Annotated in this window: 25 protein-coding genes; 16 read left to right on the plus strand and 9 right to left on the minus strand. The window is 42.3% G+C overall.

The genetic code is table 11. The features are described from left to right. Positions 1-38: 38 nt before the first annotated feature. The 6 genes from rarD (at position 39) to proB (ending at position 7,190) form a co-directional block, all read left to right on the plus strand. Entirely contained in the window at positions 39-983 is a 945-nt protein-coding gene (gene rarD / locus N5J47_RS03585) for an EamA family transporter RarD (protein ID WP_279959201.1), read from the plus strand. Between the two features lie 263 nt (positions 984-1,246). Continuing rightward, the gene (locus tag N5J47_RS03590) at positions 1,247-2,704 is read left to right on the plus strand and encodes a glyceraldehyde-3-phosphate dehydrogenase (protein WP_279959200.1); all 1,458 of its coding nucleotides are present in this window, start codon (positions 1,247-1,249) and stop codon (positions 2,702-2,704) included. A gap of 577 nt (positions 2,705-3,281) precedes the next feature. Then, positions 3,282-4,025 (plus strand): MFS transporter, encoded by a 744-nt coding sequence (locus tag N5J47_RS03595; RefSeq protein WP_267980895.1) that lies wholly within the window; start codon positions 3,282-3,284, stop codon positions 4,023-4,025. Then, a complete protein-coding gene (locus tag N5J47_RS03600; RefSeq protein ID WP_279959199.1) occupies positions 4,025-4,705 on the plus strand; it encodes a hypothetical protein in 681 nt (226 codons plus the stop codon). The genes N5J47_RS03595 and N5J47_RS03600 overlap by 1 nt, the downstream gene beginning before the upstream one ends. A gap of 115 nt (positions 4,706-4,820) precedes the next feature. After that, on the plus strand, positions 4,821-6,041 hold the full coding sequence (gene cgtA, locus N5J47_RS03605) for an Obg family GTPase CgtA (protein ID WP_004681157.1): 1,221 nt from the start codon (positions 4,821-4,823) through the stop codon (positions 6,039-6,041). 15 nt (positions 6,042-6,056) lie between these two features. Then, positions 6,057-7,190 carry a glutamate 5-kinase gene (gene proB / locus N5J47_RS03610; protein WP_279959198.1) on the plus strand — a complete coding sequence of 378 codons (1,134 nt, stop codon included), beginning with the start codon at positions 6,057-6,059 and terminating at the stop codon, positions 7,188-7,190. A 38-nt stretch (positions 7,191-7,228) separates the two neighbouring features. On the opposite strand, the gene N5J47_RS03615 is transcribed toward proB, so the two are convergent. Both N5J47_RS03615 and N5J47_RS03620 read right to left on the minus strand, forming a co-directional pair. After that, complete coding sequence (locus tag N5J47_RS03615) at positions 7,229-7,903, minus strand: HAD-IB family hydrolase (protein ID WP_279959196.1); 675 nt, start codon at positions 7,901-7,903, stop codon at positions 7,229-7,231. Then, positions 7,870-9,078: a DUF1615 domain-containing protein gene (locus N5J47_RS03620; RefSeq protein WP_279959195.1), complete on the minus strand. Its 1,209-nt coding sequence runs from the start codon at positions 9,076-9,078 to the stop codon at positions 7,870-7,872. Before N5J47_RS03620 ends, N5J47_RS03615 begins: the two co-directional genes overlap by 34 nt. Before the next feature lie 82 nt (positions 9,079-9,160). Between N5J47_RS03620 and dusB the strand changes: the two genes are divergently transcribed. Then, positions 9,161-10,186, plus strand: coding sequence for a tRNA dihydrouridine synthase DusB (gene dusB / locus N5J47_RS03625; protein ID WP_279959194.1), 1,026 nt, complete (start codon positions 9,161-9,163; stop codon positions 10,184-10,186). 29 nt (positions 10,187-10,215) lie between these two features. Here dusB and oxyR read toward each other — a convergent pair whose 3' ends face one another. From oxyR to rubA, 4 genes are all read right to left on the minus strand, one after another. Then, complete coding sequence (gene oxyR / locus N5J47_RS03630; RefSeq protein WP_267980888.1) at positions 10,216-11,121, minus strand: LysR family transcriptional regulator OxyR; 906 nt, start codon at positions 11,119-11,121, stop codon at positions 10,216-10,218. Between the two features lie 6 nt (positions 11,122-11,127). Further along, positions 11,128-12,075, minus strand: coding sequence for an alpha/beta hydrolase (locus N5J47_RS03635; protein ID WP_279959193.1), 948 nt, complete (start codon positions 12,073-12,075; stop codon positions 11,128-11,130). An 89-nt stretch (positions 12,076-12,164) separates the two neighbouring features. Beyond that, positions 12,165-13,346, minus strand: a complete 1,182-nt coding sequence (rubB, locus tag N5J47_RS03640; protein ID WP_267980886.1) for a rubredoxin reductase RubB — start codon at positions 13,344-13,346, stop codon at positions 12,165-12,167. 82 nt (positions 13,347-13,428) lie between these two features. Then, a complete protein-coding gene (rubA, locus tag N5J47_RS03645) occupies positions 13,429-13,593 on the minus strand; it encodes a rubredoxin RubA (RefSeq protein ID WP_004678010.1) in 165 nt (54 codons plus the stop codon). 345 nt (positions 13,594-13,938) lie between these two features. Here rubA and N5J47_RS03650 point away from each other — a divergent pair, with 345 nt between their 5' ends. The 6 genes from N5J47_RS03650 (at position 13,939) to cysN (ending at position 20,545) form a co-directional block, all read left to right on the plus strand. Continuing rightward, complete coding sequence (locus tag N5J47_RS03650) at positions 13,939-14,376, plus strand: SRPBCC domain-containing protein (protein ID WP_279959192.1); 438 nt, start codon at positions 13,939-13,941, stop codon at positions 14,374-14,376. A 157-nt stretch (positions 14,377-14,533) separates the two neighbouring features. Then, a complete protein-coding gene (gene lysS, locus N5J47_RS03655; RefSeq protein ID WP_279959190.1) occupies positions 14,534-16,060 on the plus strand; it encodes a lysine--tRNA ligase in 1,527 nt (508 codons plus the stop codon). Positions 16,061-16,214: 154 nt separating this feature from the next. Beyond that, on the plus strand, positions 16,215-17,657 hold the full coding sequence (locus N5J47_RS03660; RefSeq protein ID WP_279959189.1) for a capsule assembly Wzi family protein: 1,443 nt from the start codon (positions 16,215-16,217) through the stop codon (positions 17,655-17,657). A gap of 230 nt (positions 17,658-17,887) precedes the next feature. Continuing rightward, complete coding sequence (locus N5J47_RS03665; RefSeq protein ID WP_004677999.1) at positions 17,888-17,986, plus strand: hypothetical protein; 99 nt, start codon at positions 17,888-17,890, stop codon at positions 17,984-17,986. Next, the gene (gene cysD / locus N5J47_RS03670; RefSeq protein ID WP_004755735.1) at positions 17,979-18,887 is read left to right on the plus strand and encodes a sulfate adenylyltransferase subunit CysD; all 909 of its coding nucleotides are present in this window, start codon (positions 17,979-17,981) and stop codon (positions 18,885-18,887) included. Before N5J47_RS03665 ends, cysD begins: the two co-directional genes overlap by 8 nt. A gap of 44 nt (positions 18,888-18,931) precedes the next feature. Then, the gene (cysN, locus tag N5J47_RS03675; protein WP_279959188.1) at positions 18,932-20,545 is read left to right on the plus strand and encodes a sulfate adenylyltransferase subunit CysN; all 1,614 of its coding nucleotides are present in this window, start codon (positions 18,932-18,934) and stop codon (positions 20,543-20,545) included. A 69-nt stretch (positions 20,546-20,614) separates the two neighbouring features. Here cysN and N5J47_RS03680 read toward each other — a convergent pair whose 3' ends face one another. After that, positions 20,615-21,166, minus strand: coding sequence for a DUF2239 family protein (locus tag N5J47_RS03680; protein ID WP_279959183.1), 552 nt, complete (start codon positions 21,164-21,166; stop codon positions 20,615-20,617). Positions 21,167-21,288: 122 nt separating this feature from the next. Between N5J47_RS03680 and N5J47_RS03685 the strand changes: the two genes are divergently transcribed. Next, positions 21,289-21,804 (plus strand): hypothetical protein, encoded by a 516-nt coding sequence (locus tag N5J47_RS03685; protein WP_279959182.1) that lies wholly within the window; start codon positions 21,289-21,291, stop codon positions 21,802-21,804. A 66-nt stretch (positions 21,805-21,870) separates the two neighbouring features. Next, a complete protein-coding gene (locus N5J47_RS03690; protein WP_279959181.1) occupies positions 21,871-22,134 on the plus strand; it encodes a ribosomal protein L7/L12 in 264 nt (87 codons plus the stop codon). Positions 22,135-22,171: 37 nt separating this feature from the next. On the opposite strand, the gene N5J47_RS03695 is transcribed toward N5J47_RS03690, so the two are convergent. Further along, entirely contained in the window at positions 22,172-23,497 is a 1,326-nt protein-coding gene (locus N5J47_RS03695; RefSeq protein ID WP_267979998.1) for a hemolysin family protein, read from the minus strand. A 139-nt stretch (positions 23,498-23,636) separates the two neighbouring features. Further along, positions 23,637-24,626, minus strand: a complete 990-nt coding sequence (locus tag N5J47_RS03700) for a LysR family transcriptional regulator (RefSeq protein ID WP_267979997.1) — start codon at positions 24,624-24,626, stop codon at positions 23,637-23,639. 508 nt (positions 24,627-25,134) lie between these two features. On the opposite strand from N5J47_RS03700, the gene N5J47_RS03705 reads away from it, so the two are divergent. Next, the gene (locus tag N5J47_RS03705) at positions 25,135-26,739 is read left to right on the plus strand and encodes an isocitrate lyase (RefSeq protein ID WP_279959180.1); all 1,605 of its coding nucleotides are present in this window, start codon (positions 25,135-25,137) and stop codon (positions 26,737-26,739) included. The last annotated feature ends 12 nt before the right edge of the window (positions 26,740-26,751 follow it).

A 26,751-nucleotide genomic window follows, 5' to 3' on the forward strand; every position in this document is an offset into this window, starting at 1 on the left:
CGTATTTTTACAGATTTTTCCAGTCGTAGAGGTTCAAAATGCTTAAAGGAATTGTTTATTCAGTTTTGGCCTCGGTAACGTTTGGTGTTTTGTATTTTTATACACAGTTATTGGGTGCATTTGACAGTGAGCAGACCTTTGGCTGGCGAATAATCTCCACTTTGCCATTTCTGACTTTATTTATGTGGTTGAGTGGTGACTTAAGTCATATTCAGGCAATTTTTAAAAGAATTATCGCAAAGCCTGCTTTATTGCTGGTGTTAATGACTACCTCAGTACTGACCTCTGCACAGTTGTGGCTGTTTTTATGGGGACCGATGCATGGCCGTGGTTTACAGGTTTCACTTGGCTATTTCCTTTTGCCATTGGTGCTGGTGCTTGCAGGACGTTTTTTATATGGTGAGAAACTGTCTCGGTTTCAGTTTGTCGCTGTATTGTTGGCGGTCTTTGGGGTAGGGCATGAGATATGGCGTTTAGGACATATTGCCTGGGAAACAGCTCTGGTTGCGATTGGTTATACTGCTTATTTCGTGATTCGTAGAAAAATAAAAACAGATAATTTGGGCGGTTTTTGGTGGGATTTATTATTAATACTCCCTATTGCGATTTTCTTTACCCAAACAGGTAATACACCTTATTTAAAATTTCTGGAGCAGCCAACTCTGGTTCTGGTTGTCATGGGCTTGGGTGTTTTAAGTGCGATAGGCTTGGGAAGTTATATCTTGGCCAGTCGCTATTTACCTCTTATCATTTTTGGCCTGTTAGGCTATTTGGAACCTGTGCTTTTGGCATTTGCCTCATTGATGATGGGTGAGGAAATTGGTAGTGAAGAATGGCTGACCTATATTCCAATCTGGTTGGCAGTCTTGGTTCTGGTGCTTGAGGGTGCGGTGCATGTCTATCAGCAAAGACAGCGAAAAGAGCAATTGCAACTGAACTTAAAGCATTATCCAAAGCGTCTGAATGTGGATGAAAAAGAATAAAACTGTGGTTTTATCTGCCTTATAAACCAAAACGATCAGGAAAATTGTTGTGAGGCTGGATTAAATCATCGCTATTATGATGATTGAAAAAGAATTTTACCTAAAATCACAAAAATAATTATAGGTATTTTATGAATTTATAGTCAATTGGGACAAAATCTTAGCTCAAATAGCAGCTTTTGATTCAATATTGATGATAATTCTATTACAATTATGGCGTTTTAAAATTCACGCCCAGTATATATAAATTAGAGGACGTCACTGTGAGCAAAGACACTATCGTTGCCCTACACGCAGAACACCAAGGTCGTTGGAAAAACCGTGAAGAAATCGCGGAACGTATGATTACTTTAATTGGTCAATTATACCGTGAGAAAAATATTGTTGTTTCTGTTTACGGCCGTTCTTTAATTAACCGTTCAGTGATTCAGATTTTAAAAACACACCGCCGTACACGTATGGTTGATGTTGAGCTTTCAGTTGTAAACACGTTCCCAATTCTTGAAGCGTTGATGAAAGTTGAAAACATCGGTTCTGCTGAAGTTGATATCGGTAAACTTGCTGTTGAATACAAAAACCAGGGCGGTGATGTAGACGCTTTTGTTGCGAATGCTGTTGCACCAATTCAGGGTAATGCGACTTCTGAACAGCCTAAAGATGTTGTTCTTTACGGTTTTGGTCGTATTGGTCGTATTCTGGCGCGTTTAATCATCAGCCAATCAGGCTTGGGTCGTGGTTTAAGCCTTAAGGCAATCGTTGTACGTAAATCATCTGATGGTGACTTGGCGAAACGTGCTTCTTTGTTACGTCGTGACTCTATTCACGGTACTTTTGACGGTACGATCTCTGTTGATGAAGAAAATGAAGCAATCATTGCAAATGGTAACTTCATTAAAGTCATTTATGCTTCAAGCCCAAGCGAAGTGGATTACACCGCTTATGGTATTGAAAATGCGCTTCTTATCGACAATACAGGTAAATGGCGTGATGCAGAAGGTCTGAGCCAACACTTGAAATGTGCAGGTATTGCACGTGTAGTCTTGACTGCACCAAGTAAAGGTGAGATGAAGAACGTTGTATATGGCGTAAACAACACTGATATCCTGGATGAAGACAAAATCATCTCTGCTGCAAGCTGTACAACCAACGCAATTACACCTGTACTAAAAGTGTTGGATGACAAATACAAAGTATTAAATGGTCATGTTGAAACAGTTCACTCGTTCACAAACGACCAGAACCTGATTGATAACTACCACAAGGCTGACCGTCGTGGTCGTGCTGCAACATTGAACATGGTAATCACTGAAACTGGTGCTGCAAAAGCGGTTGCCAAGGCATTACCAGGCCTTAAAGGCAAGTTGACGGGTAACTCAGTACGTGTTCCTACACCAAACGTTTCACTTGCAATCTTGAACTTAAACCTAGAGAAAGAAGTTGATCGTGAAGAAGTGAACGAATACATTCGTCAAATCTCAATCAACTCTAGCCTACAAGGTCAAATCGGTTATACCAACTCAACTGAGGTTGTATCAAGCGACTTTATCGGTTCGCGTACTGCTGGTGTGTTTGACGCACAGGCAACAATCACTTCAGGTACACGTTTAACTGCTTATGTTTGGTACGATAACGAAGTGGGTTATAGCTGTCAGGTATTGCGTATTGCTGAACAAATGTGCGGCGTAAGCTATGCAAAAATTCCTGCTCAAACAAATGCATAATTTGTTTTAGCTTTAAAAATGGAAGCCATCGGGCTTCCATTTTTTTATGGATGCTCTAAAGTATAATAAATCATTCAAACCTAGAATAAATACAAAGATGTATATCATTCCACAGCTTTATTGGGCGAGTAGATTATTTACTTTTCTGTTGGTCATACCTCTGCTCTTTTTTATTTTTTATCTTTTTCAATATGTCTATTTTCAAAAGACAGGTCAGTTTTATTGGATTGAGGAGAGTACTAGTATCACTCGGTTGGTAAAGCATCCTTATTTTTGGGTGTTTTTTACATTGGATGGTTTTACGATCCTAATGTTTCTATTTCTTAAAATTACAGTTTTTGAAAAACTTGCAAGGTGGCTATGCTTATTTACATTTCCTATTGCGTTGTATTATATGTGGGAAGTTAGTAGCGGTTTACCGATACACTGGATGTTATTAATTATTGTAGGTTTGTGTTTGAATAAAGACACATCAGAAAATATGGCTTAATCCTGACTGTACAGAACCTATGCTGATAAAAACATTAAAATAAAAGAAAATAGCGACAAGGGAAGATGATAGGTTAGGAATACTTCATTGTTGCAGTTCAGACGTTTATTCACGGTATTTGCCTTAATTGTGGTGGCCAACTTGTGTGGCGTATATATTGCGATGTGGGTGTTTAAGCATTTTAATATTTATATTCCATTGAAGAATCAGGATGTTGCGATTGATTTACAAGAGCCTCTACAGGTAAGGGTAAAAGTTCAGGATGCCTTAAATGTTGATGTGAATGGGCGTGTGGATGCACAAATCCCTATCAATGAGCAACTCAATGTCCCCTTAACCCAGACACTGACTCCACGTGTTTATTTTGATAATTTAGTACCGATTAGCACCACCATTCCTGTTAAGGAAACCATTAAGGTCAACCAGAGTCTGCCGATTGATACCAAGGTTCAGGTGAAGATTTTGGGTAAGGATGTCACTTTGCCCTTAAAAGGTTCGATTCCATTACAGCTTGATGTACCGATTGATATTCAGGTTCCTCTACAGCAAAAGGTACATTTAAAGTTTGATGCGCCTGTTCGTACCGTTCTGAAAGAAAATCTAAATATTCCATTAAAAGCCCAGCTCAATGCCAATATTCCTATTCAGGGAAAGTTGAATGTACCCATTACTTCTGAACTAAACGCTTCTGTTGATGTAAAAAATACCTTACCAGTCAAGATTGCTCAGGGTGAGTTGAAGATTCCTCTGTCAACGATGTATTTAAATCGTGTAAAAACTGAACCTGTAGATGAGCCAGCAACTCCACAAGACTTGAAAATAGGTGAGTAATGGACATCACCAAATCACTTAAAAGTTTGCTGATCAGTTTTGTGATCTTAACCACATTGGTTGCGATTCTATTCTGGTTCTACCTCAATATTCAGGCATCGTTGATTGTTTCTGCACAGCAGGCGGATATTCGTTTGCCACAATCACTTGCGACCAAAATTCAGGTGGGTGACCATTTGCAGGTCAAGTCAGAGGGAAAACTCAATACAACCCTCGATATTAACCGTACTTTGCAACTGCCTTTAACAGGAAAATATCTGGCAGACCTGAGTTTTGAGGTTGAAACACCCATTACCGTGGATATCAATTATGAAACCTTGTTAAAAGTGGATGAGGTAATGCCAATTGAAACCAGCACTGACCTGATTTATCAAAATAAACTATTGCCCAAGTTTCCCCTAAAACTCAATGTTCCAGTCAAGCTGGATCTTCCATTTCAGTTGAAGCGAAGATATACCGTTCCTGTAAAAATTGTATTTGATGGCCCCGTTTATTTTGCTTTTGATGAGTCGGTCAACCTGCCTGTAAAGCATCAGTTTAAACCCAGTTTTTATATGAATGATGCCATCAATATGAACAATATCTCCTCCTTTAATGCCACCATGTTTAACTCGGTTCAGCAAACCAAAGCCAATCTGGATATGCAAATGGATTTGCCATTAAGGAATGTGCATCCATAACGCAATGAAATAACGCTTTTTTAAAGCCAGAAACGTATTTGCTGATTTTTCTATTCGAGAAATTTATTAAAATGTGGCAAAATAGTCCGCTTTTAAGATTTTAGAGGATTGGCACATGCGCTTTGTTGATGAAGCAGTCATAACCGTAGAGGCTGGCGACGGTGGCAATGGCGTAGCCAGTTTTCGCCGTGAAAAATTTGTCCCTTTTGGTGGTCCCGATGGCGGTGATGGGGGACGTGGTGGAAGTATCTATATCCAGGCCGATGATGATACTGGTACGCTGGTTGATTACCGTTATACCCGTCGATTCCGTGCGGAACGTGGTAAGAATGGTGCTGGCGCGAACTGTTCAGGTCGTGGCGGTGAGGACGTTATCCTAAAAGTACCTGTGGGTACAACCATCGTGGATACTGAATCTGGCGACATTATTGGCGACTTGGTCAAGGATGGTCAGCGTGTAAAAGTGGCACATGGCGGTGATGGTGGTTTAGGTAACACACACTTTAAATCATCGACCAACCGTTCACCACGTAAATGCACGCATGGTATCAAGGGCGAATATCGTGAAGTACGTTTAGAGTTAAAAGTGCTTGCAGATGTTGGCCTCCTGGGCATGCCAAATGCAGGTAAATCCACGTTTATCCGTGCAGTCAGTGCGGCCAAGCCAAAAGTGGCAGACTATCCATTTACCACCATGGTGCCGAACCTGGGGGTGGTGGATGCGGATCGTCATCGTTCATTCGTGATGGCGGATATTCCAGGGTTGATTGAAGGTGCGGCAGAGGGCGCAGGTCTAGGGATTCGCTTCCTTAAACACTTGGCGCGTACCCGTATCCTGTTGCATATTGTGGATGTTCAGCCAATTGATGGTTCTGACCCTGCACACAATGCCAGAGCAATTCTAGGCGAGTTGAAAAAATTCTCTCCAACCTTGGCAAAACTTCCACTGGTTCTGGTGTTGAACAAGCTTGACCAGATTGCTGAAGAATCGAGGGATGAATGGTGCCAGCACATTCTGGATGAATTGCAGTGGACAGGTCCAGTATTCAAGACATCTGGCCTTATGTCAGAAGGCACTAAAGAAGTTGTGTATTACCTTATGGATCAAATTGAGCAACAGCGTGAACGTGAAGTTGAAGATCCTGAGTATGCAGCAGAAGTTAAAGCATTCCGTGAGCAGCTTGAGGCTGAAACACGTGAACAAACCATCGCGGCAAAAGAAGCTTATCGTGCCATGCGTAAGGCTCAGCGTGAAGCGGGGCTGGAAGACGATGAGGATGACTTTGATGATGATGAGGATGAAGGCGGCGTAGAAAGCATTTACGTACGCGACTAGTGAACCGAGGAAAAAATGATAGAAGTGGTCGATGGGCAACGTCAGCTCAATGCGTGTAAACGAATCGTTGTTAAAATCGGATCATCTTTACTCACTGCAAATGGGCAAGGTCTAGATTTAAATGCAATTTCGCACTGGGCGAAACAGATTGCAGATCTACACAATGCTGGACATGAAATCATACTTGTGTCCTCAGGTGCAGTGGCTGAAGGGATGGTACGCATGAAGCTTGCGAATCGACCCACCGATCTACCCAGTTTGCAGGCCTGTGCCGCCATTGGTCAAATGGGCCTGATTCATACATGGTCAAGCGTACTGGATCAGCATGGCATTCAAACCGCACAGGTTTTACTCACGCATGATGATCTCGCTGATCGCCGCCGTTACCTCAATTCCTGTGATGCCTTGCAAAACCTGATTGACTGGCGCGTGATTCCTGTCATCAATGAAAATGACACGGTTTCAACTGATGAAATCCGTTTTGGTGACAATGATACCCTGGCTGCAATGGTGGCGGGACAGGTTCAGGCGGAACTATTGATTATCCTAACGGATCAGCAGGGCATGTTCGACTCTGACCCTCGCAGCAACCCAAATGCCAAACTGTTCTCTGCGGTTCGGGCACTGGATGACAGCCTGTTTGAAATGGCAGGTGGGGGCGGTGTGCTTGGCCGTGGTGGTATGGTGACCAAGGTTCGTGCTGCACGTCTTGCTGCAAGATCAGGTTGTCCAACCCTAATTGCCAGTGGTGAAAGTGAAAATGTGCTTGCTCGCCTGATGGCTGGTGAAATGTTGGGAACATTGTTTACCACAGACAATGACCGTGTTACGGCGCATCAGCAATGGTTGGCGGCGCATTTACAAACAGCAGGTCGTTTAGTGATTGATGACGGTGCGGTTGAGGCCATTAAACTTAAGCATCGTAGTTTGTTGCCAGTGGGCGTGAAAGCGATTGAAGGTCATTTTGATCGTGGTGACGTGGTTGAGTGTGTTGATAAACATGGTGGTCGTATTGCAGTGGGACGTGTGAATTTCAGCTCCCGTTCAGCCGAAATGATCAAGGGTTTATCTTCCGAAAAAGTCTATCAGGTTTTGGGCGAGGCTCGTTCTCTGGAAATGATTCACCGTGACCATATGGCGATTTACTAAATTACCATATAAAAAAAGCCTGATTAACTCAGGTTTTTTTATATCTGCTTTAAATTTTGCCAAAGCATCACTTCTTTTTGCTTTAACTCAGGCAAGGGATTTTCTGTCCCCATCATATAGGCAAAATCAGCCAATGAAAGCATGTCCAAATCTTCATCACTGTTTCCGTAAGCATAGACAAACCCATAATCAGCCAGATTATATTTTTGCAGAATGCGGAGTCTCTTCTGTTCACAGCTACAGTCTTCAGAACTGTAGTAACCTGTCAGCAGGCCATTCTTAATTTCTGTTGCTGTACAGATTAATTCGATATTTAGAAACTCACAGATCGGCACAAGATATAGATCAACTGAAGCCGAAACCAGCACAATGTGATCACCCTGTTGTTGGTGCAGGCGAAGTTGTTGCAATAGGTTCTGATCTAAATTTTGAATAAGTTGTTGTGCATATTCCTGTGCCAGATTTTGTACAAAATCTGCTGCAATGCCCTTAAACATGCTTTGAAACAAGCGAGGTCGCATCGCATGGGCAGGGTATAGCTTTAAATAATAGGCTTGAATCCACGGTAGGATTTTCAAACCTTTTTTTACGATATGTCGTTTTGAAAGCGTATAAAAAATAAATCCAGTAAAACTGTCCTTGGGATAAAGTGTCCCATCAAAATCAAATAAGGCAAGATTTAAAGTTTTATGTGTTTCGCTCTTTGCATGCATGTTTCATATCGTCCATTTACACGGCTTGCGAACCAATTGGTGTTGTAGTCACGACTGAGTTTGGGACCTGAAATCACCACCTGCGGCATGACTGCATAAACTGGTTCTTTATGAGTTTTGTTCTGGTAAAGCTTTTGTACCGCTAAATAGGTTTGGGTATCCTCAAATTTTTTCTCTTTTTCTTTTTTTAAGTCAGTACGAATCTGGCGTGGTGTCACCAGAATGTTATTTTGTGCAAAAATTGCAATAAGTTCTTTCTCTGTCTGGCTTTGGGTTGCCCTGATATCACCATTCTTGGTATAGAGCAGTAAGTCGCCATCTAGACTGATTTCAGTTTTGGTCAGTCCATTCAGCATACTCTGAAAAGCCGCATTTCGACTGGAATACATGCCTGAGTTATAGTCTGCGAAACGATAGATGGCCTTGTCATAATCGGCAGGGTATTCCATTAAACGGTGAATACCGTAATATAGGCCGCCGTATTGGGTATAAAGATCATTGCGTAGTTCAGCGATATTGCCGCTTTGGCGTTTATGTTCTTTGGCATAGTTGATATGAACCTGCATGGAACCCAATGTGGTAATTGGATTCATCTTTTCACCAATATCCTGACCAACCAGTTTTGCAGCCCCTGTTAATGCACTGACATGGTAATGTTTGGACATATAGTCAAAAATTTCACGATAGAGTAAATCCAGCTCGCGTTCGGTTTTGACCTTACGCATTTGGCTCATGTAATTGTTTTCTGGAGAGGGCTGGTTTTTCAACACATCTTCAAAATACTCAGCCACTGTTCCACCAATGGTTTCACCCAGTTTGGCCTCAAACTTTTCCTTTAAACGGCTGTTAATTTCCTGTACCGCTTTTTCACCCAGTCCAGGCACGGCAGGGTCGGCAACAAAGTTCGATTCCTGGTCAACCACAGCAACCACACTGCACACATTCTGCTTGGTTTTTGGAATGCTGAGTTCCTGCATAATGTCGAAAATATCTTGTGCCCAGGACTGTCGGTCATTCACACGTGCTGGAATGACTTTCTTAATCTGCTCTGCTTGCATTTCAGGTTCTTTGCCATTTGACCACCATGCATTGTCACCGCAGGCACTGAGACTGATGCAGGCTGCAATGATGCTAAAGGTTTTAAATAAAGGACGAGCTGGGAACGATTTGTTCATAATTAGGACAACACCGCATAAAAAGATGAGTCAAATGGGCGAATGAAGTATACTATGTTGATCAGAATTTGTAAGAAAATATATGTATATTGGTTCATACCAGCTGTCAAATAATTTGATTGTTGCCCCTATGGCGGGCGTCACTGACAGGCCATTCCGTTCATTATGCAAGTACTTCGGGGCAGGGCATGCGGTCAGTGAAATGATGACGGCTGACAAAACCCTGCGTATGAGCAAAAAGAGTTTATATCGGGCCAATTTTGATGGTGAGCTTGCACCCATCTCCGCACAAATCGCAGGTTCTGACCCGTTTGAATTAGCCGAGGCAGCACGTTATCAGGTTGCCAATGGTGCTCAAATTGTTGATATCAATATGGGCTGCCCAGCCAAAAAAGTCTGTAACAAGCTTGCTGGTTCGGCTTTGCTACAAGATGAAGACCTCGTTGCTCGTATTTTAGATACCGTGGTTGCTGCGGTAGATGTTCCTGTCACCTTAAAAACACGTCTGGGTTTTCTGAATGGTCAGGAAAATATCCTGCGTGTGGCAAAACAAGCTGAACAGGCAGGCATTGCAGCCTTGGCCCTGCATGGGCGCACCCGTGAGGATATGTATTTAAATACAGCCCGTTATGAGTTGATTAAGCAAGTTAAGCAAATGATCAATATTCCCTTAATTGCCAATGGTGATATTGATAGTCCTGAAAAAGCCAAATATGTGCTGGACTATACAGGTGTGGATGCGATTATGATTGGACGGGCCGCACAGGGAAGACCGTGGATTTTTCGGGAAATCGCGCATTATCTAAAAACTGGCGAACATCTGGCTGCACCTGATATTGCCGAAGTAAAAGCGGTCCTACTTGGTCATCTGGCTGAACTTTATCAGTTCTATGGTGAGTATTCTGGTTGCCGTATTGCCCGTAAGCATATCGCTTGGTACACCAAGGGCTTACGTTCAAGTAATGAATTTCGTCAGAATATGTATAAGGTTGAAAATACCGCTGATCAGGCGAAAGTGGTGGAAGCCTATTTTGATCAGTTGCTTGATCAAGGACAGCGTATGAGTGATGTTCAGGTTGAGCAGGTAAATTTATTAGAGATCAAGTAGGGGCGAAGTGAATTCGCCCAAAGTATTGATTATTCCAAATGTGCAGTGATTTTCTGTAGGATTTGCAGAATCACATCAAACTCACTTTGCAGTGGTGTGCTCTTACGCGTCACCAAGGCAAGGATGCGGCTTGGAGCATCTTCAATTGATTTCACTTCAATATCTTCATTGAAATGAATCATGCTGTTCTTCAATGCAATTTCAGGCAATAAAGTAAAGCCTAGGTCTGAAGAGACCATTTCCACCAAGGTTGGTAGTGAACTTGCCTTTAAACGGTGGTCATTCTTGCGTTCACCCACAGGGCAGGCACTGAGGGCATGGTCACGCAAACAATGACCTTCTTCCAGCAGCATAAGGCGGGACAAATCCAGATCATCCAGGGAATTTGCATTGGCCGCATTTTTATCTTTCTTGTTGTAGACAAGGAATAAATGCTCTTTGGCAATTTCGACAACCTTTAAGCTACGCGTATCAAAAGGCAGCGCAAGTACAATCATGTCCAGATTGCCATGTTCCAGTTTCTCTACAATCTTCTCGCTTTGAGCCTCATGCAGGTGGAGTTGAATTTTTGGCAACTGCTGGTGCACTTCATCCAGAAGCTGGGTCAGGATAAAGGGTGCAATGGTTGGGATGATGCCAAGATGCAGGTCACCTGTTAAAGGTTCGCTCATTTCACGGCTTAAACGCATCAGGTCCTGCGCATCGGCCAATAATACACGGGCTCTTGCGACAACCTGCTCACCTAGAGGGGTCAAACGGACGTTTTGACGATCACGCTCAACTAAGACGCCACCTAATAAGCGCTCCAGTTCCATGATGCCACCCGACAGTGTTGACTGGGTAACAAATGAACGGCGTGCTGCTTCGGTAAAATGTAAAGTTTCTGACAACGTAACTAAATATGATAGCTGTCTTAATGAGGGTAATGCAGCCATAGTGTCCTAGTGTGATGATCTAAAATGATGAGCAAACAAACCGCTAAGTTGTGGAATGAAATGTGCTGGAATATCATGCCCCATTCCTTGAATTAATTCAAACTTAGCACCAGAAATCGCTTTTGCTACAGCTTTTCCGTGACTTGGGGGCAGCAAACGGTCTCTTGAACCATGAACCACCAAGGTCGGTTGGGTAATGTTCCTGTTTAATGGCAACAGGGAACCCGTACATAATATTGCTAAAAACTGTTGAAGTACACCCGCTGGGTAAAAACTACGACGATATAGCTTGCGAATGGTTTGAATTGCCTCAACCTGGTTCACATAACCTGGCGAACCAATGATGTGAAATACTTTCAGGCTGTGATTGACAATGGTTTCCTCGTCATGTGCTGGTGGTTTGCCCAGTAGGCTTAAAATCTGTTTTGGATAAGGTGGCGGCAGAAAGGGCTGGTTGTTACTAGTAAATAGTAAACCTACTTTTTCAACTTTTTCTGGATATTTTGCCGCAACAATCTGTGAAATCATGCCACCCATGGATGCACCAAGAATATAGGTTTTCTCTATACCCAACTGGTCAATCAGCATGGCAACATCATCTGCCATGTCATACAGGGTATAGGGTGCCCCCTCATTGCCAAGACCGACCATAAAGCGGCTCATCAGCTTCATGGTGTTGAGGCGTTGGCGTTCCTTGTTGCGGACCTTGGAAGATAGGCCGATATCACGGTTGTCAAAACGGATGACACGGAATCCCTGATTAATCAGTGATTTACAAAAGAAGTCAGGCCAGAACAGCATTTGTGCACCCAAACCCATGATCAGTAGAATGGTTGGGTGTTCAGGATTGCCGCCCATCTCTACATGCAATTCAATGCCATTGCCCAAAGTGACTTTGGTTTCCTGCATAAAAGGTGCATAAGGCGACATATTAAATTGTAGAGCACTGTTCATGGCATTCGTTCCGTGTTGAATTTTTTTTATAAATACAGGGTCAGAGTTTGTTGAACATTCATTTCACAACAAACTCTGGTATTTAAACCCTAAACCTGTGCAGGAATCAAGTCTGGAACGAGTTTGGTTAAGGTTAAACGCTGTTTACCTGCGGTTGCCCCCAACAGCACAAAACCTCTTAAGGTGCCTTGACCGTCCGCTGCTTTGGCAAGCATACCGTCATCAAACTCTTCAGTTTCCCAGTTCACCTCAACATCCAGTGGTGCAGGTAAAACAGTCAGCGGTGCGGCAGGTGTTTTTACCGCAACTGGCATTGCAGGATAATGGACATTGGTATTTTGTCCACTCAGTGTTTTTGCCAAGGCACGGGCCTGTTGCATGATTGGCATGACGAATGGCAGCAATGTTCCATTCACCTCAGCACAGTCACCCACCGCATAGATGTCAGGCTGGCTGGTTTCCAATAGGGTATTGGTAATGATGCCACGACTGGTCTGGATATTTGCTTCTTTTGCCAGTGCAATATTTGGCTGTAAACCAATTGCTGAAAGAACGATGTCAGCGACCAAGGTCTGACCATTGGCCAATGTGACCGCATAGTCTTCGCCATCATTGATCTTGGTCACTTTTTCAACAGTGGTTGAAAGGGCGAATTTAATGCCCGCCTGCTCTAAATTGGTTTTAAACGCTTCCGCAACATGGTTTGGTAACAAACGGCCCAGTGGCTGTGGGGCAAGGTCGATCACGGTGACATCGTAGTTACTGTGAAGTAAGTCATTGGCAAATTCACAGCCAATCAAGCCCGCACCCAAAATAACCACACGCTTGTCTTTACGTTTTGACAGGTTTTCACGGAATGTACGGTAATCAGTCAGTGAGTTCACCACATGAATATCATCGCTACCATCACCTGCAATCGCTAAACGGATTGGATTGGCACCCACAGCCAAAACGAGTTTTGAATAGGGTTGAGTAATGGTTTCACCATTTTTTTCCAATGTGATTTCATGGCTTTCAGCATTGATTTCCTTGACCCAGGTTGCTGCCTCAATACGCATGTTCAACTGGGTTGCCATTTTTGCGGCATCGCCCAAAGCAATTTGTTCAGGTGCCTTATTGCCCGCAAAGGCATTCGATAATGTTGGTTTTGCATAATTCACCGCATCATCCGCACAGATCATGACCAGTTCCTGTTCAGGACTAAGTTTACGAAATTCTCGCGCAACGGTGTAACCCGCCATACCTGATCCAATGATGATGATAGGATGCATTATATTCTCCAATATTTTTTTCACTTAAAACACATTACAGGAAAAAAAAGACCATGATCATGTCATGGTCTTTTCGATCTATTTAGATTTCAACCATTTCAAAATCAGCTTTTGAAACGCCGCAATCTGGGCAAGTCCAGTCATCTGGGATGTCTTCCCATTTGGTACCTGCCGCAATGCCGTCTTGTGGCCAGCCTTCAGCTTCGTCGTAAATCCATCCACAGACGATACATTGATATTTTTTCATGTGACTCTCCAAACTGATAGGTATGCTCAAGTTGCCTTTCAGTAAAACTATTCCATAATGTCGCTACGATCGCTGCAATGAACTAACTTGTGTTGATCGGGAGTTAGATTTTTACGCAGAACGACATTTAAGTAAAGTAAATGCAAGAGTTTAATGATTTATACAAAAAGTGGAATGGCAAATTCATCTGAAAGTCTTGTTATTTGAGCAATTACTCTAATTTTTGGAAAAATATAATGACTTGTGTAATAAAAAAAGACCGAATTATATAAAAATAGTAGTATAAAAAATAAACATTCAGAATAAAGATATGATCATTGGCACAATGAGAATGGAGAATAACGCATGGAAACCCTATCCTATAACATCAGAATTTACGCCTCTCCCGAGGAGGTTTGGAAAACACTCTGGACACCTGAAAGTTACCAGACCTGGACAAAATTCTTTTCCTGTGACTCAACCATGCAAACCGACTGGAAAGTAGGGGGTAAAACTTACTTTGGTGATGGCAAGGGCAATGGTATGGTCTCCACCATCGAAAGTCTGGATGAGCCTAAAGAGGTGGTGTTTAGGCATCTTGGCATGATTCAGGATGGAAAAGAGGATTTGGAAAGTGAGGAGGTGAAAGCTTGGGCAGGCGCATTGGAAAAATATATGCTCTTTGACTTTGATGGTGAAACCCAACTGCATGTAGAAGTTGATGTACAGCCTGAACATATCGAGTTTATGAATAAAGGCTTTGATCAGGGACTTGCGATGGTTAAACACTTGGCGGAAAAATAACGAGAAAGCCACGCAATAGATAGGGGGTAATTGAACGGCGATTTTATTTTAAATTGATAAATATTCATTTTTTTGAATTGTTCAGTTGAAATAATACGAAAACGTCTCATGATCTGCTATTCTATGCCACTTCATTTTTACTTAGCTCGAGGCAGAGATGACGCAACAAAACGCTCAATCGACTTCTGAACAGACACTTTCTGAAAACGATTTAATCGCACAGCGTCATGCCAAATTAAAACAAATTCAGGATACGGCAAAGGAAACAGGCAAAAGTCCTTGGCCAAATACATTTAAGCGCGAGCATTACACTGCTGACCTGCAAGAACAGTTTAAGGATCAGGACAAGGCACAGATTGAAGGTGCTGAAAAAGTCTATGTAAAGGTTGCGGGTCGTGTCATGCTGAACCGTGGATCATTCATTGTGATTCAGGACATGACGGGTCGTATCCAGCTTTATGTTGACCGTAAAGGTTTGCCAACTGAAACTTTGGAAACAATCAAAAGTCTGGACCTCGGTGATATTATCGCGGCTGAAGGCTATATAGGCCGTTCTGGTAAAGGTGATTTATATGTACACCTTGAACAGTTTGAATTGTTGACCAAGTCACTTCGTCCACTACCAGATAAATTTCACGGTTTAACCGATACCGAAGCGAAATATCGTAAACGTTATCTAGACCTGATCGTCAACGAAGAAACCCGTAAGACATTTGAAATCCGTGCCAAGGTTGTGGCGGGGATTCGTGCGTTCTTAAGCAATGAACGTTTCATGGAAGTTGAAACCCCAATGATGCATGTGATTCCTGGTGGTGCGTCAGCTCGCCCATTTGAAACGCATCATAATGCTTTGGATATGCCGTTGTTCCTACGTATCGCACCAGAGCTGTACTTAAAGCGTTTGGTGGTGGGTGGTTTCGAGCGTGTATTTGAAATTAACCGTAACTTCCGTAATGAGGGAGTTTCAACACGCCATAACCCTGAATTCACCATGATTGAGTTTTATCAGGCTTATGCTGACTATAAAGACCTGATGGCATTGACCGAAAATATGCTTGAAAAGCTTGCCCTTGATATTCTGGGTACGACTGATGTGCCATATCAAGGCGAAGTATTTAGCTTTAAAGGTCCATTCAAGAAAATCTCAATGTTTGATGCGATTCTTGAACATAATCCAGAATTTACCCCTGAAAATGTCAATGACCGTGAGTTCCTGGCGAAGTTCACTCAGGAAGTGCTTAAAGAGCAAGTGAAACCTGGCTTTGGTTTAGGTAAATTACAGACCATCGTGTTTGAAGAGACTGTGGAAACCAAACTACGTCAGCCAACATTCATTACTGAATATCCAGCGGAAACGTCACCGCTTGCACGCCGTAATGATGATAATCCACACATTACTGACCGTTTTGAGTTCTTTATTGGTGGTCGTGAGCTGGCAAATGGTTTCTCAGAGCTAAATGACCCGATTGATCAGGCTGAACGTTTTCAGGCGCAGGTGGCTGAAAAAGACGCGGGTGATGATGAAGCCATGCATTATGATGCCGAGTTTGTGGAAGCACTTGAATATGGTCTGCCTCCTACTGCAGGTGAGGGAATTGGTATTGACCGTTTGGTTATGCTTTTTGCTGATGCGCCGAGTATCCGTGACGTGATTTTATTCCCACATATGCGTCGTAAAGATTAATTCTTTAATCTTATAAATACTTGAAAAGGCCGCTTTTAAAAGTGGCCTTTTTGTTTGGATGTTAAAAAAATGTAATTGTTTCGTTTAATGATTGAAAAGTGCAGATAAAAAAACGATGATGTCCTGCATAAATATATCTGAGAATATTTCTGGCATGTTTTTGAAAAAATCACTGTCTATGGCGGTATTTGCCTGCTTTTCTTCTATCACCCTTGCTCAGGGTTTAGTGCTGAATGATGAAAATTTACGTACCGATTTAAACTGGTTAAACCAGCAGGGTGTCATCCAGATCAGTACCTCGACCTGGCCATTAAGTGGTGATGAAATTCAACGTGCCTTGGCGCAGGCGAAAGTCAGTAATAACACCCAGCAAAAAGTGGTTAATTCAGTCATTAATTCGCTAAAGGCAGATAATGCGCCAGCCAAGGTTGGTTTACATGTTGGTACTGATTTAAAAGCCATTCCCCAAACATTTGCTGATAATCAAAAATCACAATATCAGGTTGCGGCTGAGTTTAATGCTGGCAGTGAGAACTGGGATGCAAAGCTTCGTATCAATGGCGAAAAAGATCCCTTGATTGATAATGGACATGATGCCAATGTCGAGGGTTCCTATTTTGCGGGCAAACTCTGGAATCAATGGTTCATTGCTGGGCAAATCCCAACTTACTGGGGGCCAGGACATGATGGAAGCCTGATTCGTGGTGATGCCAGCCGTCCTGTTTACGGGGTAACCGCTCAGCGTGCGGTACAGAATGCCTTTGAAACGAAGTGGCTATCATGGATTGGTCCTTGGCAATATCAGGCTTTTGCAGGGCAGTTGGACGATTACAAAGCCATTCCAGATGCGAAATTGCTTAGTCTACGCTTGACTGCACAACCTTTGCCTTATCTGGAGCTTGGCGCTTCACGTATATTGCAATGGGGTGGCGAGGGACGCTCAGAAAGTCTGGATTCTTTATGGAACGCAATTAAAGGAAACGACAATTTTGATTCCGCGAACGATGATAAGTCAAATCAGATTGCAGGCCTGGATTTCCGTTTAAATGCCCAGCCATTATTGCAAATACCTGTGGGTATTTATGGACAATATGTTGGTGAAGATGAGGCAGGCTTGCTTCCAGCCAAAAAAATGTATCTAGCAGGTGCAGATTTCTCTTCAATCTATAAGAATATGCCATATCAGCTTTATGCAGAATGGGCAGATACACGTACCAATGGTCAAGTGGATGGCGTGTCATATAACCATTATGTCTATACGGATGGCTATTATCAGCATGGATTCCCATTAGGGCATGCAATCGGCGGTGATGGGCAGATGTATTCTGTTGGTGGTGACATTCGCTTTGATGTGATGAACCGCCTAAGTGGGCGTGCCTTATATGCCAAAGTAAACCAGTCCAATTTAGCTATTAATGCGGCATTTCCAAAAGAGGATACCATTAAGGGGCTGGACCTCACCTGGACACACTATATAAAACCTACACTTCCACTGAAAGTGAATGGCTGGCTTAGCGACTCTGATTTAAATGGCCGTGATGGTGGTATTTCAGTGGGAGTTGAAATTCCATTGGAACGCAATATGTTCGGTTTCTAAATTAACCCGCCCAATAAGAAGCCTGCACAGGCTTCTTTTTGTTATATAAATTCATGTGAAATGGATTGTATCTATATTCCTGAATATAATTTTCATATCATAATTTTGCATATTGATATGAAAAAACAAGCTAAAGAACTCGATCTAAATTATTATAATGGATAACCTTTGCTAGCAGGATCATTTATCCGCTAGGCAGAATATTGATATCACGAAAAATTGGAGTTGTTATGGCACTCGTTCCTCCACACGGTCTTCCAAGTGGTGGTTTAATACCACTTATAGATTTTATGGGTAACATGGATAAGGAGGGATGTGTTCATGACTGATAATAGACTTACTCACCTTAAGCAGCTTGAGGCTGAAAGTATTCACATTATTCGTGAAGTGGCTGCTGAATTTGAAAATCCAGTCATGCTGTATTCGATTGGTAAAGACTCGGCAGTAATGCTGCACTTGGCATTAAAGGCATTCTATCCAGCCAAACTTCCATTCCCACTACTGCATGTAGATACGGGCTGGAAATTTAAGGACATGATTGCATTTCGTGACAACATGGCAAAAACACATGGTTTTGATCTGATCGTGCATCAAAATGCGGAAGGACGCGATGCAGGGATTAACCCATTTGATCATGGTAGTTCGAAATATACCGACATCATGAAAACCCAAGGTTTAAAACAAGCCTTAGATAAATATCAGTTTGATGCTGCTTTTGGTGGCGCACGTCGTGATGAAGAAAAATCACGTGCCAAAGAGCGTGTCTATTCATTCCGTGACACCAAGCACCGCTGGGACCCGAAAAACCAGCGTCCAGAACTTTGGAACCTTTACAACGGTAAAGTGAACAAAGGCGAAAGTATTCGTGTATTCCCATTGTCCAACTGGACTGAGTTGGATATCTGGCAATATATCTATCTGGAAAATATTCAAATCGTTCCTCTTTATTTCTCTGCGGTTCGTCCAGTGGTTGAGCGCAGTGGCACGTTGATCATGGTGGATGATGAGCGTATGCGTTTAAAAGAGGGCGAAGTTCCACAAATGAAATCGGTACGTTTCCGTACATTAGGCTGCTATCCATTAACGGGTGCGGTTGAATCTGAAGCGGATACCTTGCCAGAAATTATCCAGGAAATGCTTTTAGCCACCAGTTCAGAGCGTCAGGGTCGTATGATTGACCATGATGAGGCTGGCTCGATGGAAAAGAAAAAGCAGGAAGGCTATTTCTAAGTTACTTGGCAAATTCGATTTCAAAATATTGTGGAGTTTGAGCGATGTCTCACCAATCAGATTTGATTAGCCAGGATATCTTGGCATATTTAAAACAGCATGAACAAAAAGACCTATTACGTTTCCTGACCTGCGGTAATGTCGATGATGGTAAAAGTACCTTAATTGGTCGTTTGCTTTACGATTCAAAATTGATTTATGAAGATCAATTGCAGGCAGTGACCCGTGACAGTAAGAAAGTGGGTACCACAGGCGATGCACCTGACCTTGCCTTGCTTGTTGATGGCTTACAGGCAGAGCGTGAGCAAGGTATTACCATTGATGTGGCCTATCGTTATTTCTCCACTGAAAAGCGTAAGTTCATCATTGCCGATACGCCAGGACATGAGCAATATACCCGTAACATGGCAACAGGTGCCTCAACGGCTGATCTTGCCATCATTTTGATTGATGCGCGTTATGGCGTACAAACCCAAACACGTCGTCATACTTTCATTGCAAGCTTGCTCGGTATTCGAAATATCGTGGTCGCGATCAACAAAATGGACTTGGTTGAGTTTTCTGAAGCACGTTTCAACGAAATTCAGGTTGAATATGATGCCTTTGTCAGCCAATTGGGCAACCGTCGTCCAGAGAATATCCTGTTTGTGCCAATCTCGGCATTGAATGGCGATAATGTGGTAAATCCATCAGCAAGCACGCCGTGGTACAAGGGTCAAACCTTGATGAACATCCTTGAGTCAGTGGAAATTAAACGCGATTCAAATAAAAAAGAATTCCGTTTCCCTGTTCAGTATGTAAACCGTCCAAACCTTGATTTCCGTGGCTTCGCAGGAACGATTGCGCTGGGCGAAATCAATGTAGGTGATGAGATCGTTGCATTGCCATCAGGTAAAAAATCAACGGTCAAAGAGATTGTGACTTTTGATGGCAATATTGAGCAAGCCATCGCTGGTCAGGCGGTGACTTTAACGCTGAATGATGAAATTGATATTTCCCGTGGTAACGTTTTAGTCCGTGCTGGCGAGCAACCCTTGATTTCGCGTTCTGTACGCGCATCAGTGGTGTGGATGACTGAGCATCCTTTGGTCAAAGGCAAACTGTACAATGTGAAGATTGGTACACAGACTGTTCCTGCCAAAGTGACTGAAATTAATTTCCGTGTGAATGTTAATACACTTGAGCATACTCAGGTTGAAGAGCTTGAGCTGAATGCGATTGCTGATGTGGTGATTGAATTTGATGCACCAGTGGTGTTTGACCAATATCAGGACAGTCGTTATACAGGTTCATTTATCTTTATTGACCGTTTAAGCAACGTCACTGTTGGCGCTGGTATGGTTGAAGCGGCAGTTGAATGGACAGCGCATAGCAATCCTGTGACTGCGGAAGATCGTGCGGCACGTTTGGGTCAAAAACCTGCGGTGATTGGTGTTTCAGCGCAATTAATTGAACAGGCTCAGGCTTTGGAAAGTTTGTTGATTCAACAGGGTGTGGTGGCAATTGCCAAAGCAAATTTGACTGCTGAGCAAATTAGTTTGTTACGCGAAACGGGTGTGGTGGTGATCACGACAACTGTAGAGGGTACAGATACCGATGTGACAGCGGATAGTGTTGAAGAGGCTGCTGAAAAAGTAGTGGAATTGGTTCGTCTTTAATGGACTGAATTGATTTAAAAATTAAACCCGCTTTATGGCGGGTTTTTTTATGGATTGAAAATGGAAGCTTTAGAATGCGTAAGCTGATAATTTCAAGATATGTTGATAAATGTCTTTTGGATAATCCCGAATTAAATCTAAAAATACCTCTTTCTTCCCTTGATATAAGGCACGGGTTGCTTCCTCATAATTTGGCATATTGCCCAACATAGCTGACATAAAACGATCTGTAGCCTGTTTTGCCAGCATCTTGTTGCTTTCTGAGTTTGGATCATTCAGTTCATTGTCGATCAGCTTACGGATCACAGCCGATGCGCTTGAGCTTTGCTGATCAAGCCAATCCCAATGCTTCTGTTGCAAGGTAATTTCGCGTGAGATCACGCCCAGTTTAGGACGTCCAACTTTCTTGACCATTTCAGGTTCAGCATAACGTTGTTGAACGTCCTGCTTCGAACCCGAAACATCAAGGTCAATTTGTTTCCCTGTTTGATCATTAAAAATCAACACAGTGGAGTTGGACTGGTTTGCATATTGTTGGATGGCTATTGCAATGTCTACCAAGAGGCCGTTTGCTAAATATTGCTCATCCAGAAAAGCGGTATAGGTCATTTGAGTGTTCATTTTTTGCATAATTTTATACGGGTAAAATAATATTATCAGGGTAAAACTATTTTTGCAAATCTTCTGCTTTCGATGGGCTTTTATGCGACAATACTTGTTTAAGTTTGTACATAAGGACTCCCATGATCGAGCAATCTCCTGAATCTTTAAGCGATATCGAAATTTTAGACATTTTACAGTCGATGAAAAAAGATGAGCTTGATGTAGAAGCAAAAGAGATGATCCGTAATGGGGGAAAAGCTGGACGTCAGGAAGCACATAAACAGGCTTTGGTCGCATTAAACAGCAGTTTTGAAGAAAAGTTTGTGGAAGCGGTGACACTGGCATTGGGCTTGAACTCAGGTCAGGCGAAAAAAATCCGTTATAAAAAAGACCGTATTCGTATTTTAAAGGCGCGTGGGATTGATTATCTGGCGATTGATGGTGCAGAAACGGCTCAGGTTCTGGCTCAGGTCGCACAGGCAATTGGTCGTGAAGACGCGATTGTCACGCATGATTTACACAATATTTTTCCATTCTGGAAAGAGGGCTGGCCGATGGTTCAGTTTGACAATGTCTACAAGATTCTGGCGGAAGATATTGTCATTCATTATCAGGCAATGCTCGATGAATTAATTTCACTGTATGGTGGAAATTAAAATACAGTAAAGCACTGTTTTGATGATTGAATGGATTAATAGAAAATCACAAGGATTGTTAATTTTATGAGTTTACCACCTATTATTCCACAAGAGGCTTTACAGGCACTTCGTGAGGGTAAATTGATTGATGCGATTAAGATTACTCGCGAAAGAACAGGCTTGGGGCTAAAAGAGTCCAAAGATTTAATTGATCAGTATCTAAAAGATCATCCACATGAGCAGGCACAGATTCAGCAACAGCTTGCTCAGCATAGCCGTGGTGGTATCAAATTCTTTGTACTGCTCTTTGTTATTATTGCTTTGCTATTTTGGTTTGTTGCAAAGTAAAAAAAGCCCATTTAGATGGGCTTTCTGTTTTTTAGGATTAATTTTCCTGTGTGGGAGACTCTGTCTCTAGATTCGGCATAATTTGAGTCACAAGCAGTTGGTCAATTTTATAATGATCAATATCGACCACTTCAAACTTAAAACCCGCATATTCTACAGCATCGGCTGGACGCGGAATCTTCCGCAAGCGATACATGATAAAACCCGCAATGGTTTCGTAGTTTTCATTTTCTGGAAACTCTTCAATGGCCAGCGCATGTTTCACATCTTCTATTGGCGTGCTGCCATCAATAAACCATGAATGGTTGTCCCGTTTGATGATCTGCTGTTCCTCTTCCATTGGTGTCACCCAGTCACCCATCACGGTAATCATGATGTCACTGAGGGTAATTACACCCACCACCAACGCATATTCATTGATGACGACTGCAAATTTTTCTTTGGTTGAACGAAAACGGTCCAGCAGTTCAGATAGGGTGAGGGTGTCAGGAATAATCAGGACAGTACGGATGGTTGATTCATTCAGTTGAAGCAATGACTGGTTGTTTAGAATCCGAACCAGAATATCTTTGGCATCCACATAGCCAATCACCTGATCAATATGTTCATTACAGACAAGGAATTTTGAATAAGGGTATTCTGCCAGTTTTTGCCGAATACTATTTTCATTTTCTTTCAAGGTAAAATACACCACATTTTCACGTGTGGTCATACTGGATGGAACCGTACGTTCCTCAAGCTCAAATACATTCTCAATAAAATGGTGTTCCTGTTTTTGTAGAACGCCTGCTTGTGCACCTGCATCCATAACTGCTGAAATATCATCAAAGGTGATATTGTCGTCACGTATGGTGTTTACCTTAAACAGGCGGAACAACAGGTTGGCAATTGCATTAATTCCCCAAGCCAGGGGTTTACAGATTTTGATGAAAATCTGAATTGGCTCAATCACACTAATCGAAATCTTTTCGGGTGCAATCATCGCCAGACGTTTTGGCATGAGGTCGGCAAACAGGATAAACAGCGAAGTGACCAAGGTAAAGGAGAGGGCGAAACCAATCGTTTCCAGCCAGGGTCCTGTATAGAACCGTGCAACAAACTCCACAAAATAGGGGCGAAACGCCCCTTCACCTAAAATACCGCCTAAAATGGCAATCGCATTTAAACCAATTTGTGAGGCGGCAAAGAAGTCGGCAGACTGTTCCTGCAAGTCCAGAACTTTCTGTGCACGGATTTCGCCTGATTCCGCTAAAATCTTCAGTTTAACCTTTCGCGCGCCTGCAAGGGCAATTTCAGTAAGTGATAGAAAACCCGCCGCAGAAATAAGCAGAATAATGACAATAATATTTTGGAAGAGACTCACACATCACCTGTGGTGCATATTATTATGAATATGTTGTAACACAAAAAAGTAGTGAGGTAATCAGAACATTACCTCAGTGTAACAATAGCGTTCGGCAAGCATACTCGTAGAAAGCCAAGTATTATTGTAAAACAATATGTTAATATTGTGAAAATTGCGAATTATTTAAAAGAAATTCACGATTTTCTTCTTCAATCATTTGCCGTGCCACAAACAGAATCAACTGTCTTAACCAGCGATGCGCTGGATGATGATGCAATAAAGGACACCAAGCCATCTTTAATTCAAATTCAGGAATATAAAATGGAGGATCCTTTATAATCAGTTTTGGATTCTGTGCCTGTAGACGTGCCATACGTGTTGGGAGTGTGGCAATCAAATCAACATTCTGTGCCAGAAGAGCAGGCATTTGATAATGACGGGTAAATACCGAAATTTTACGGCGTTGACCAATCCGTTCCAAAGCCTGATCAATCCAGCCTAAACCAGCCTGTTTGTCTGGGTTGACACCAAAGCCGACACCCATACCTGTCTTGGATACCCAGATATGCTGGGCGTCTAAATAACTTTTTAAATTAAGATGAGTTACGGCAGGGTGCTTGTCATTTAAAATACAACTAAAGCTGTCACGCCAAACTAATACCTGATGAAAGCTTTGGGGAATTTCATTAAAACGGTTAATTGCCAGATCAACCTTGCCCTGTTCCATATCACGATAGGATACGTCACTTGGGGTCAGGAAGTCCAAAACAACATTTGGCGCTTCAGAACGCAAGGCTTTTACAAGGCGGGGAACCAAAGTGGCTTCAGCATAATCGGAGGTCATGATGCGGAATACACGATTGCTGGTATAGGGTCTGAACTCGGTACGAGGTTCCAGAATCATGGAAAGGTCTGACAGTGCGTCACGAATACGGGGTTGCAGTTCCAGTGCCCGTTCAGTCGGTGTCATCCCTTCGGAAGATCGGATCAGGAGAGGGTCATTAAATAAGTTACGCAAACGGCGTAAAATATTACTCATTGCAGGTTGGGTAACACCTAATTGTTCCGCTGCGCGTGTGACATTTTTTTCACGAAGAAGTACATCAAGATAAATTAATAAATTGAGATCAACCCGCTCCAGATTCATAAAAAAAATACCGAAAATAAAATCCTTAAATTATGTTGAATTATGCCATATTTAAAGCTGTTTGTGTAACTTAATCCTGCAAAAAGCCTTGGCTGTCAGTCCAATCACGGAATCATTTCCCCATGAGAAAATTTCACTTTTATAAAGGGATAAAATTTATCTATAGACTGGGCTACAAATGGCAAAAAATGTCAGTTTTGGAGAGTATGGCAAGTCCTAAAATTGTATTCAAATAAGTCAAATGTAAGAAATAAGAGAATTTCATAAAAAATTTTAATCATTAAAAATTTATGAATAACAATGGCTTGATCTGGTTTTTAATCCAAATAAAATGACCTTTATTCCTATATTTCATAAGAAAATACCGAAAATTACCCAATAATATTGGATAAATTGATTGCCACAGACTAAGCTGTGCAAAATATTGAAGAAGTGCTTGAAATCTCGCCTATAAAAAAGCATGATTTTCAGCGTCCATTCGATGCCAATCCCTCTAAAGGAATATATCATGTCTACATATTTAACAGCGATTGATGCAATCCGCGAATTAAAAGCAAAATTCGGCGACACTTGGCGCGATATTAGCCCAGAAGATGCTGCACGTATGCAAATGCAAAACCAATTCAAAACTGGTTTAGATATCGCTAAATACACAGCTGCTATCATGCGTAAAGATATGGCTGAATACGACGCTGACTCTAGCAAATACACTCAATCATTAGGTTGCTGGCACGGTTTTATCGCGCAACAAAAAATGATTGCGAACAAAAAATACTTCGGTACAACTTCTAAGCGTTACATCTACCTTTCTGGTTGGATGGTTGCTGCTCTTCGTTCAGAATTTGGTCCACTTCCTGACCAATCTATGCACGAAAAAACTTCAGTACCTGCTTTGATCGAAGAAATCTACACTTTCTTACGTCAAGCTGATGCGAAAGAATTAAACGATTTGTTCCGTGCATTGAAAAAAGCGCAAGAAGCTGGTGACACTGCTAAAGCTGCTGAAATCACTGCTCAAATCGACGGTTTCCAAACTCACGTTGTGCCAATTATTGCTGACATCGACGCTGGTTTCGGTAACGAAGAAGCAACTTATTTACTTGCTCGTAAAATGATCGAAGCTGGTGCTTGTGCGCTTCAAATTGAAAACCAGGTTTCTGATGCGAAACAATGTGGTCACCAAGCTGGTAAAGTAACTGTTCCACATGAAGACTTCATCGCTAAAATCCATGCATTGCGTTATGCATTCTTGGAAATGGGTCTTGATGACGGTATCATCGTTGCGCGTACTGACTCTGAAGGCGCTGACTTGACTCAAAAAATCCCAGTGGTTAAAGAGCCAGGCGACATCGCTTCTCAATACATCAGCTATTTAGACACAACTGAAATTGATATCTCTGAAGCTCAGGAAGATGAAATCCTGATCAAACGTAACGGTAAATTACACCGTCCTAAGCGTTTAGCTTCTGGTTTATATCAATTCCGTGAAGGCACTCAAATTGACCGCGTAGTACTTGACTGTGTGTCTAGCCTTCAAAACGGTGCTGATCTTCTTTGGATCGAAACTGCGACTCCAAACGTAGAAGAAATCGCGCACATGGTTAACCGTGTTAAAGAAACGATTCCAAATGCTAAGCTTGTTTATAACAACAGCCCATCATTCAACTGGACGTTAAACTTCCGTCAACAAGCTTACGACCGTTGGGTTGCTGAAGGTAAAGACGTTTCTGCTTACGACCGTGCTAAATTAATGAGCGCTGAGTACGATGCGACTGAATTAGCTGCTGATGCTGATGACAAGATCCGTACATTCCAGGCAGATGCTTCTCGTGAAGCTGGTGTGTTCCATCACTTGATCACACTTCCGACTTACCACACTGCTGCTCTTTCTACACATGAGCTTGCACAAGGTTACTTCGGTAGTGAAGGTATGTTGGCTTATGTTGCTGGCGTACAACGTAAAGAAATCCGTGGTGGTATCGCTTGTGTTAAACACCAAGCAATGGCGGGTTCTGACATCGGTGATGATCACAAAGAAATCTTCTCTGGTGACAACGCTCTTAAAGCGCACGATGATGCTAAAAACACAATGAACCAATTCGCTGCTCACTAAGCTTTGAATTGA

This window comes from Acinetobacter sp. GD03645, from assembly GCF_029845285.1.
Lineage (GTDB): Bacteria > Pseudomonadota > Gammaproteobacteria > Pseudomonadales > Moraxellaceae > Acinetobacter > Acinetobacter corruptisaponis.

Bases quoted from the DNA above. Each gene is read 5' to 3' on its own strand.
- rarD (WP_279959201.1), top strand. From the start codon at position 39: ATGCTTAAAGGAATTGTTTATTCAGTTTTGGCCTCGGTAACGTTTGGT.
- N5J47_RS03600 (WP_279959199.1), top strand. From the start codon at position 4,025: ATGGACATCACCAAATCACTTAAAAGTTTGCTGATCAGTTTTGTGATC.
- cgtA (WP_004681157.1), top strand. From the start codon at position 4,821: ATGCGCTTTGTTGATGAAGCAGTCATAACCGTAGAGGCTGGCGACGGT.
- proB (WP_279959198.1), top strand. From the start codon at position 6,057: ATGATAGAAGTGGTCGATGGGCAACGTCAGCTCAATGCGTGTAAACGA.
- N5J47_RS03615 (WP_279959196.1), bottom strand. From the start codon at position 7,903: ATGCATGCAAAGAGCGAAACACATAAAACTTTAAATCTTGCCTTATTT.
- N5J47_RS03620 (WP_279959195.1), bottom strand. From the start codon at position 9,078: ATGAACAAATCGTTCCCAGCTCGTCCTTTATTTAAAACCTTTAGCATC.
- dusB (WP_279959194.1), top strand. From the start codon at position 9,161: ATGTATATTGGTTCATACCAGCTGTCAAATAATTTGATTGTTGCCCCT.
- oxyR (WP_267980888.1), bottom strand. From the start codon at position 11,121: ATGGCTGCATTACCCTCATTAAGACAGCTATCATATTTAGTTACGTTG.
- N5J47_RS03635 (WP_279959193.1), bottom strand. From the start codon at position 12,075: ATGAACAGTGCTCTACAATTTAATATGTCGCCTTATGCACCTTTTATG.
- rubB (WP_267980886.1), bottom strand. From the start codon at position 13,346: ATGCATCCTATCATCATCATTGGATCAGGTATGGCGGGTTACACCGTT.
- rubA (WP_004678010.1), bottom strand. From the start codon at position 13,593: ATGAAAAAATATCAATGTATCGTCTGTGGATGGATTTACGACGAAGCT.
- N5J47_RS03650 (WP_279959192.1), top strand. From the start codon at position 13,939: ATGGAAACCCTATCCTATAACATCAGAATTTACGCCTCTCCCGAGGAG.
- lysS (WP_279959190.1), top strand. From the start codon at position 14,534: ATGACGCAACAAAACGCTCAATCGACTTCTGAACAGACACTTTCTGAA.
- N5J47_RS03660 (WP_279959189.1), top strand. From the start codon at position 16,215: ATGTTTTTGAAAAAATCACTGTCTATGGCGGTATTTGCCTGCTTTTCT.
- N5J47_RS03665 (WP_004677999.1), top strand. From the start codon at position 17,888: ATGGCACTCGTTCCTCCACACGGTCTTCCAAGTGGTGGTTTAATACCA.
- cysD (WP_004755735.1), top strand. From the start codon at position 17,979: ATGACTGATAATAGACTTACTCACCTTAAGCAGCTTGAGGCTGAAAGT.
- cysN (WP_279959188.1), top strand. From the start codon at position 18,932: ATGTCTCACCAATCAGATTTGATTAGCCAGGATATCTTGGCATATTTA.
- N5J47_RS03680 (WP_279959183.1), bottom strand. From the start codon at position 21,166: ATGAACACTCAAATGACCTATACCGCTTTTCTGGATGAGCAATATTTA.
- N5J47_RS03685 (WP_279959182.1), top strand. From the start codon at position 21,289: ATGATCGAGCAATCTCCTGAATCTTTAAGCGATATCGAAATTTTAGAC.
- N5J47_RS03690 (WP_279959181.1), top strand. From the start codon at position 21,871: ATGAGTTTACCACCTATTATTCCACAAGAGGCTTTACAGGCACTTCGT.
- N5J47_RS03700 (WP_267979997.1), bottom strand. From the start codon at position 24,626: ATGAATCTGGAGCGGGTTGATCTCAATTTATTAATTTATCTTGATGTA.
- N5J47_RS03705 (WP_279959180.1), top strand. From the start codon at position 25,135: ATGTCTACATATTTAACAGCGATTGATGCAATCCGCGAATTAAAAGCA.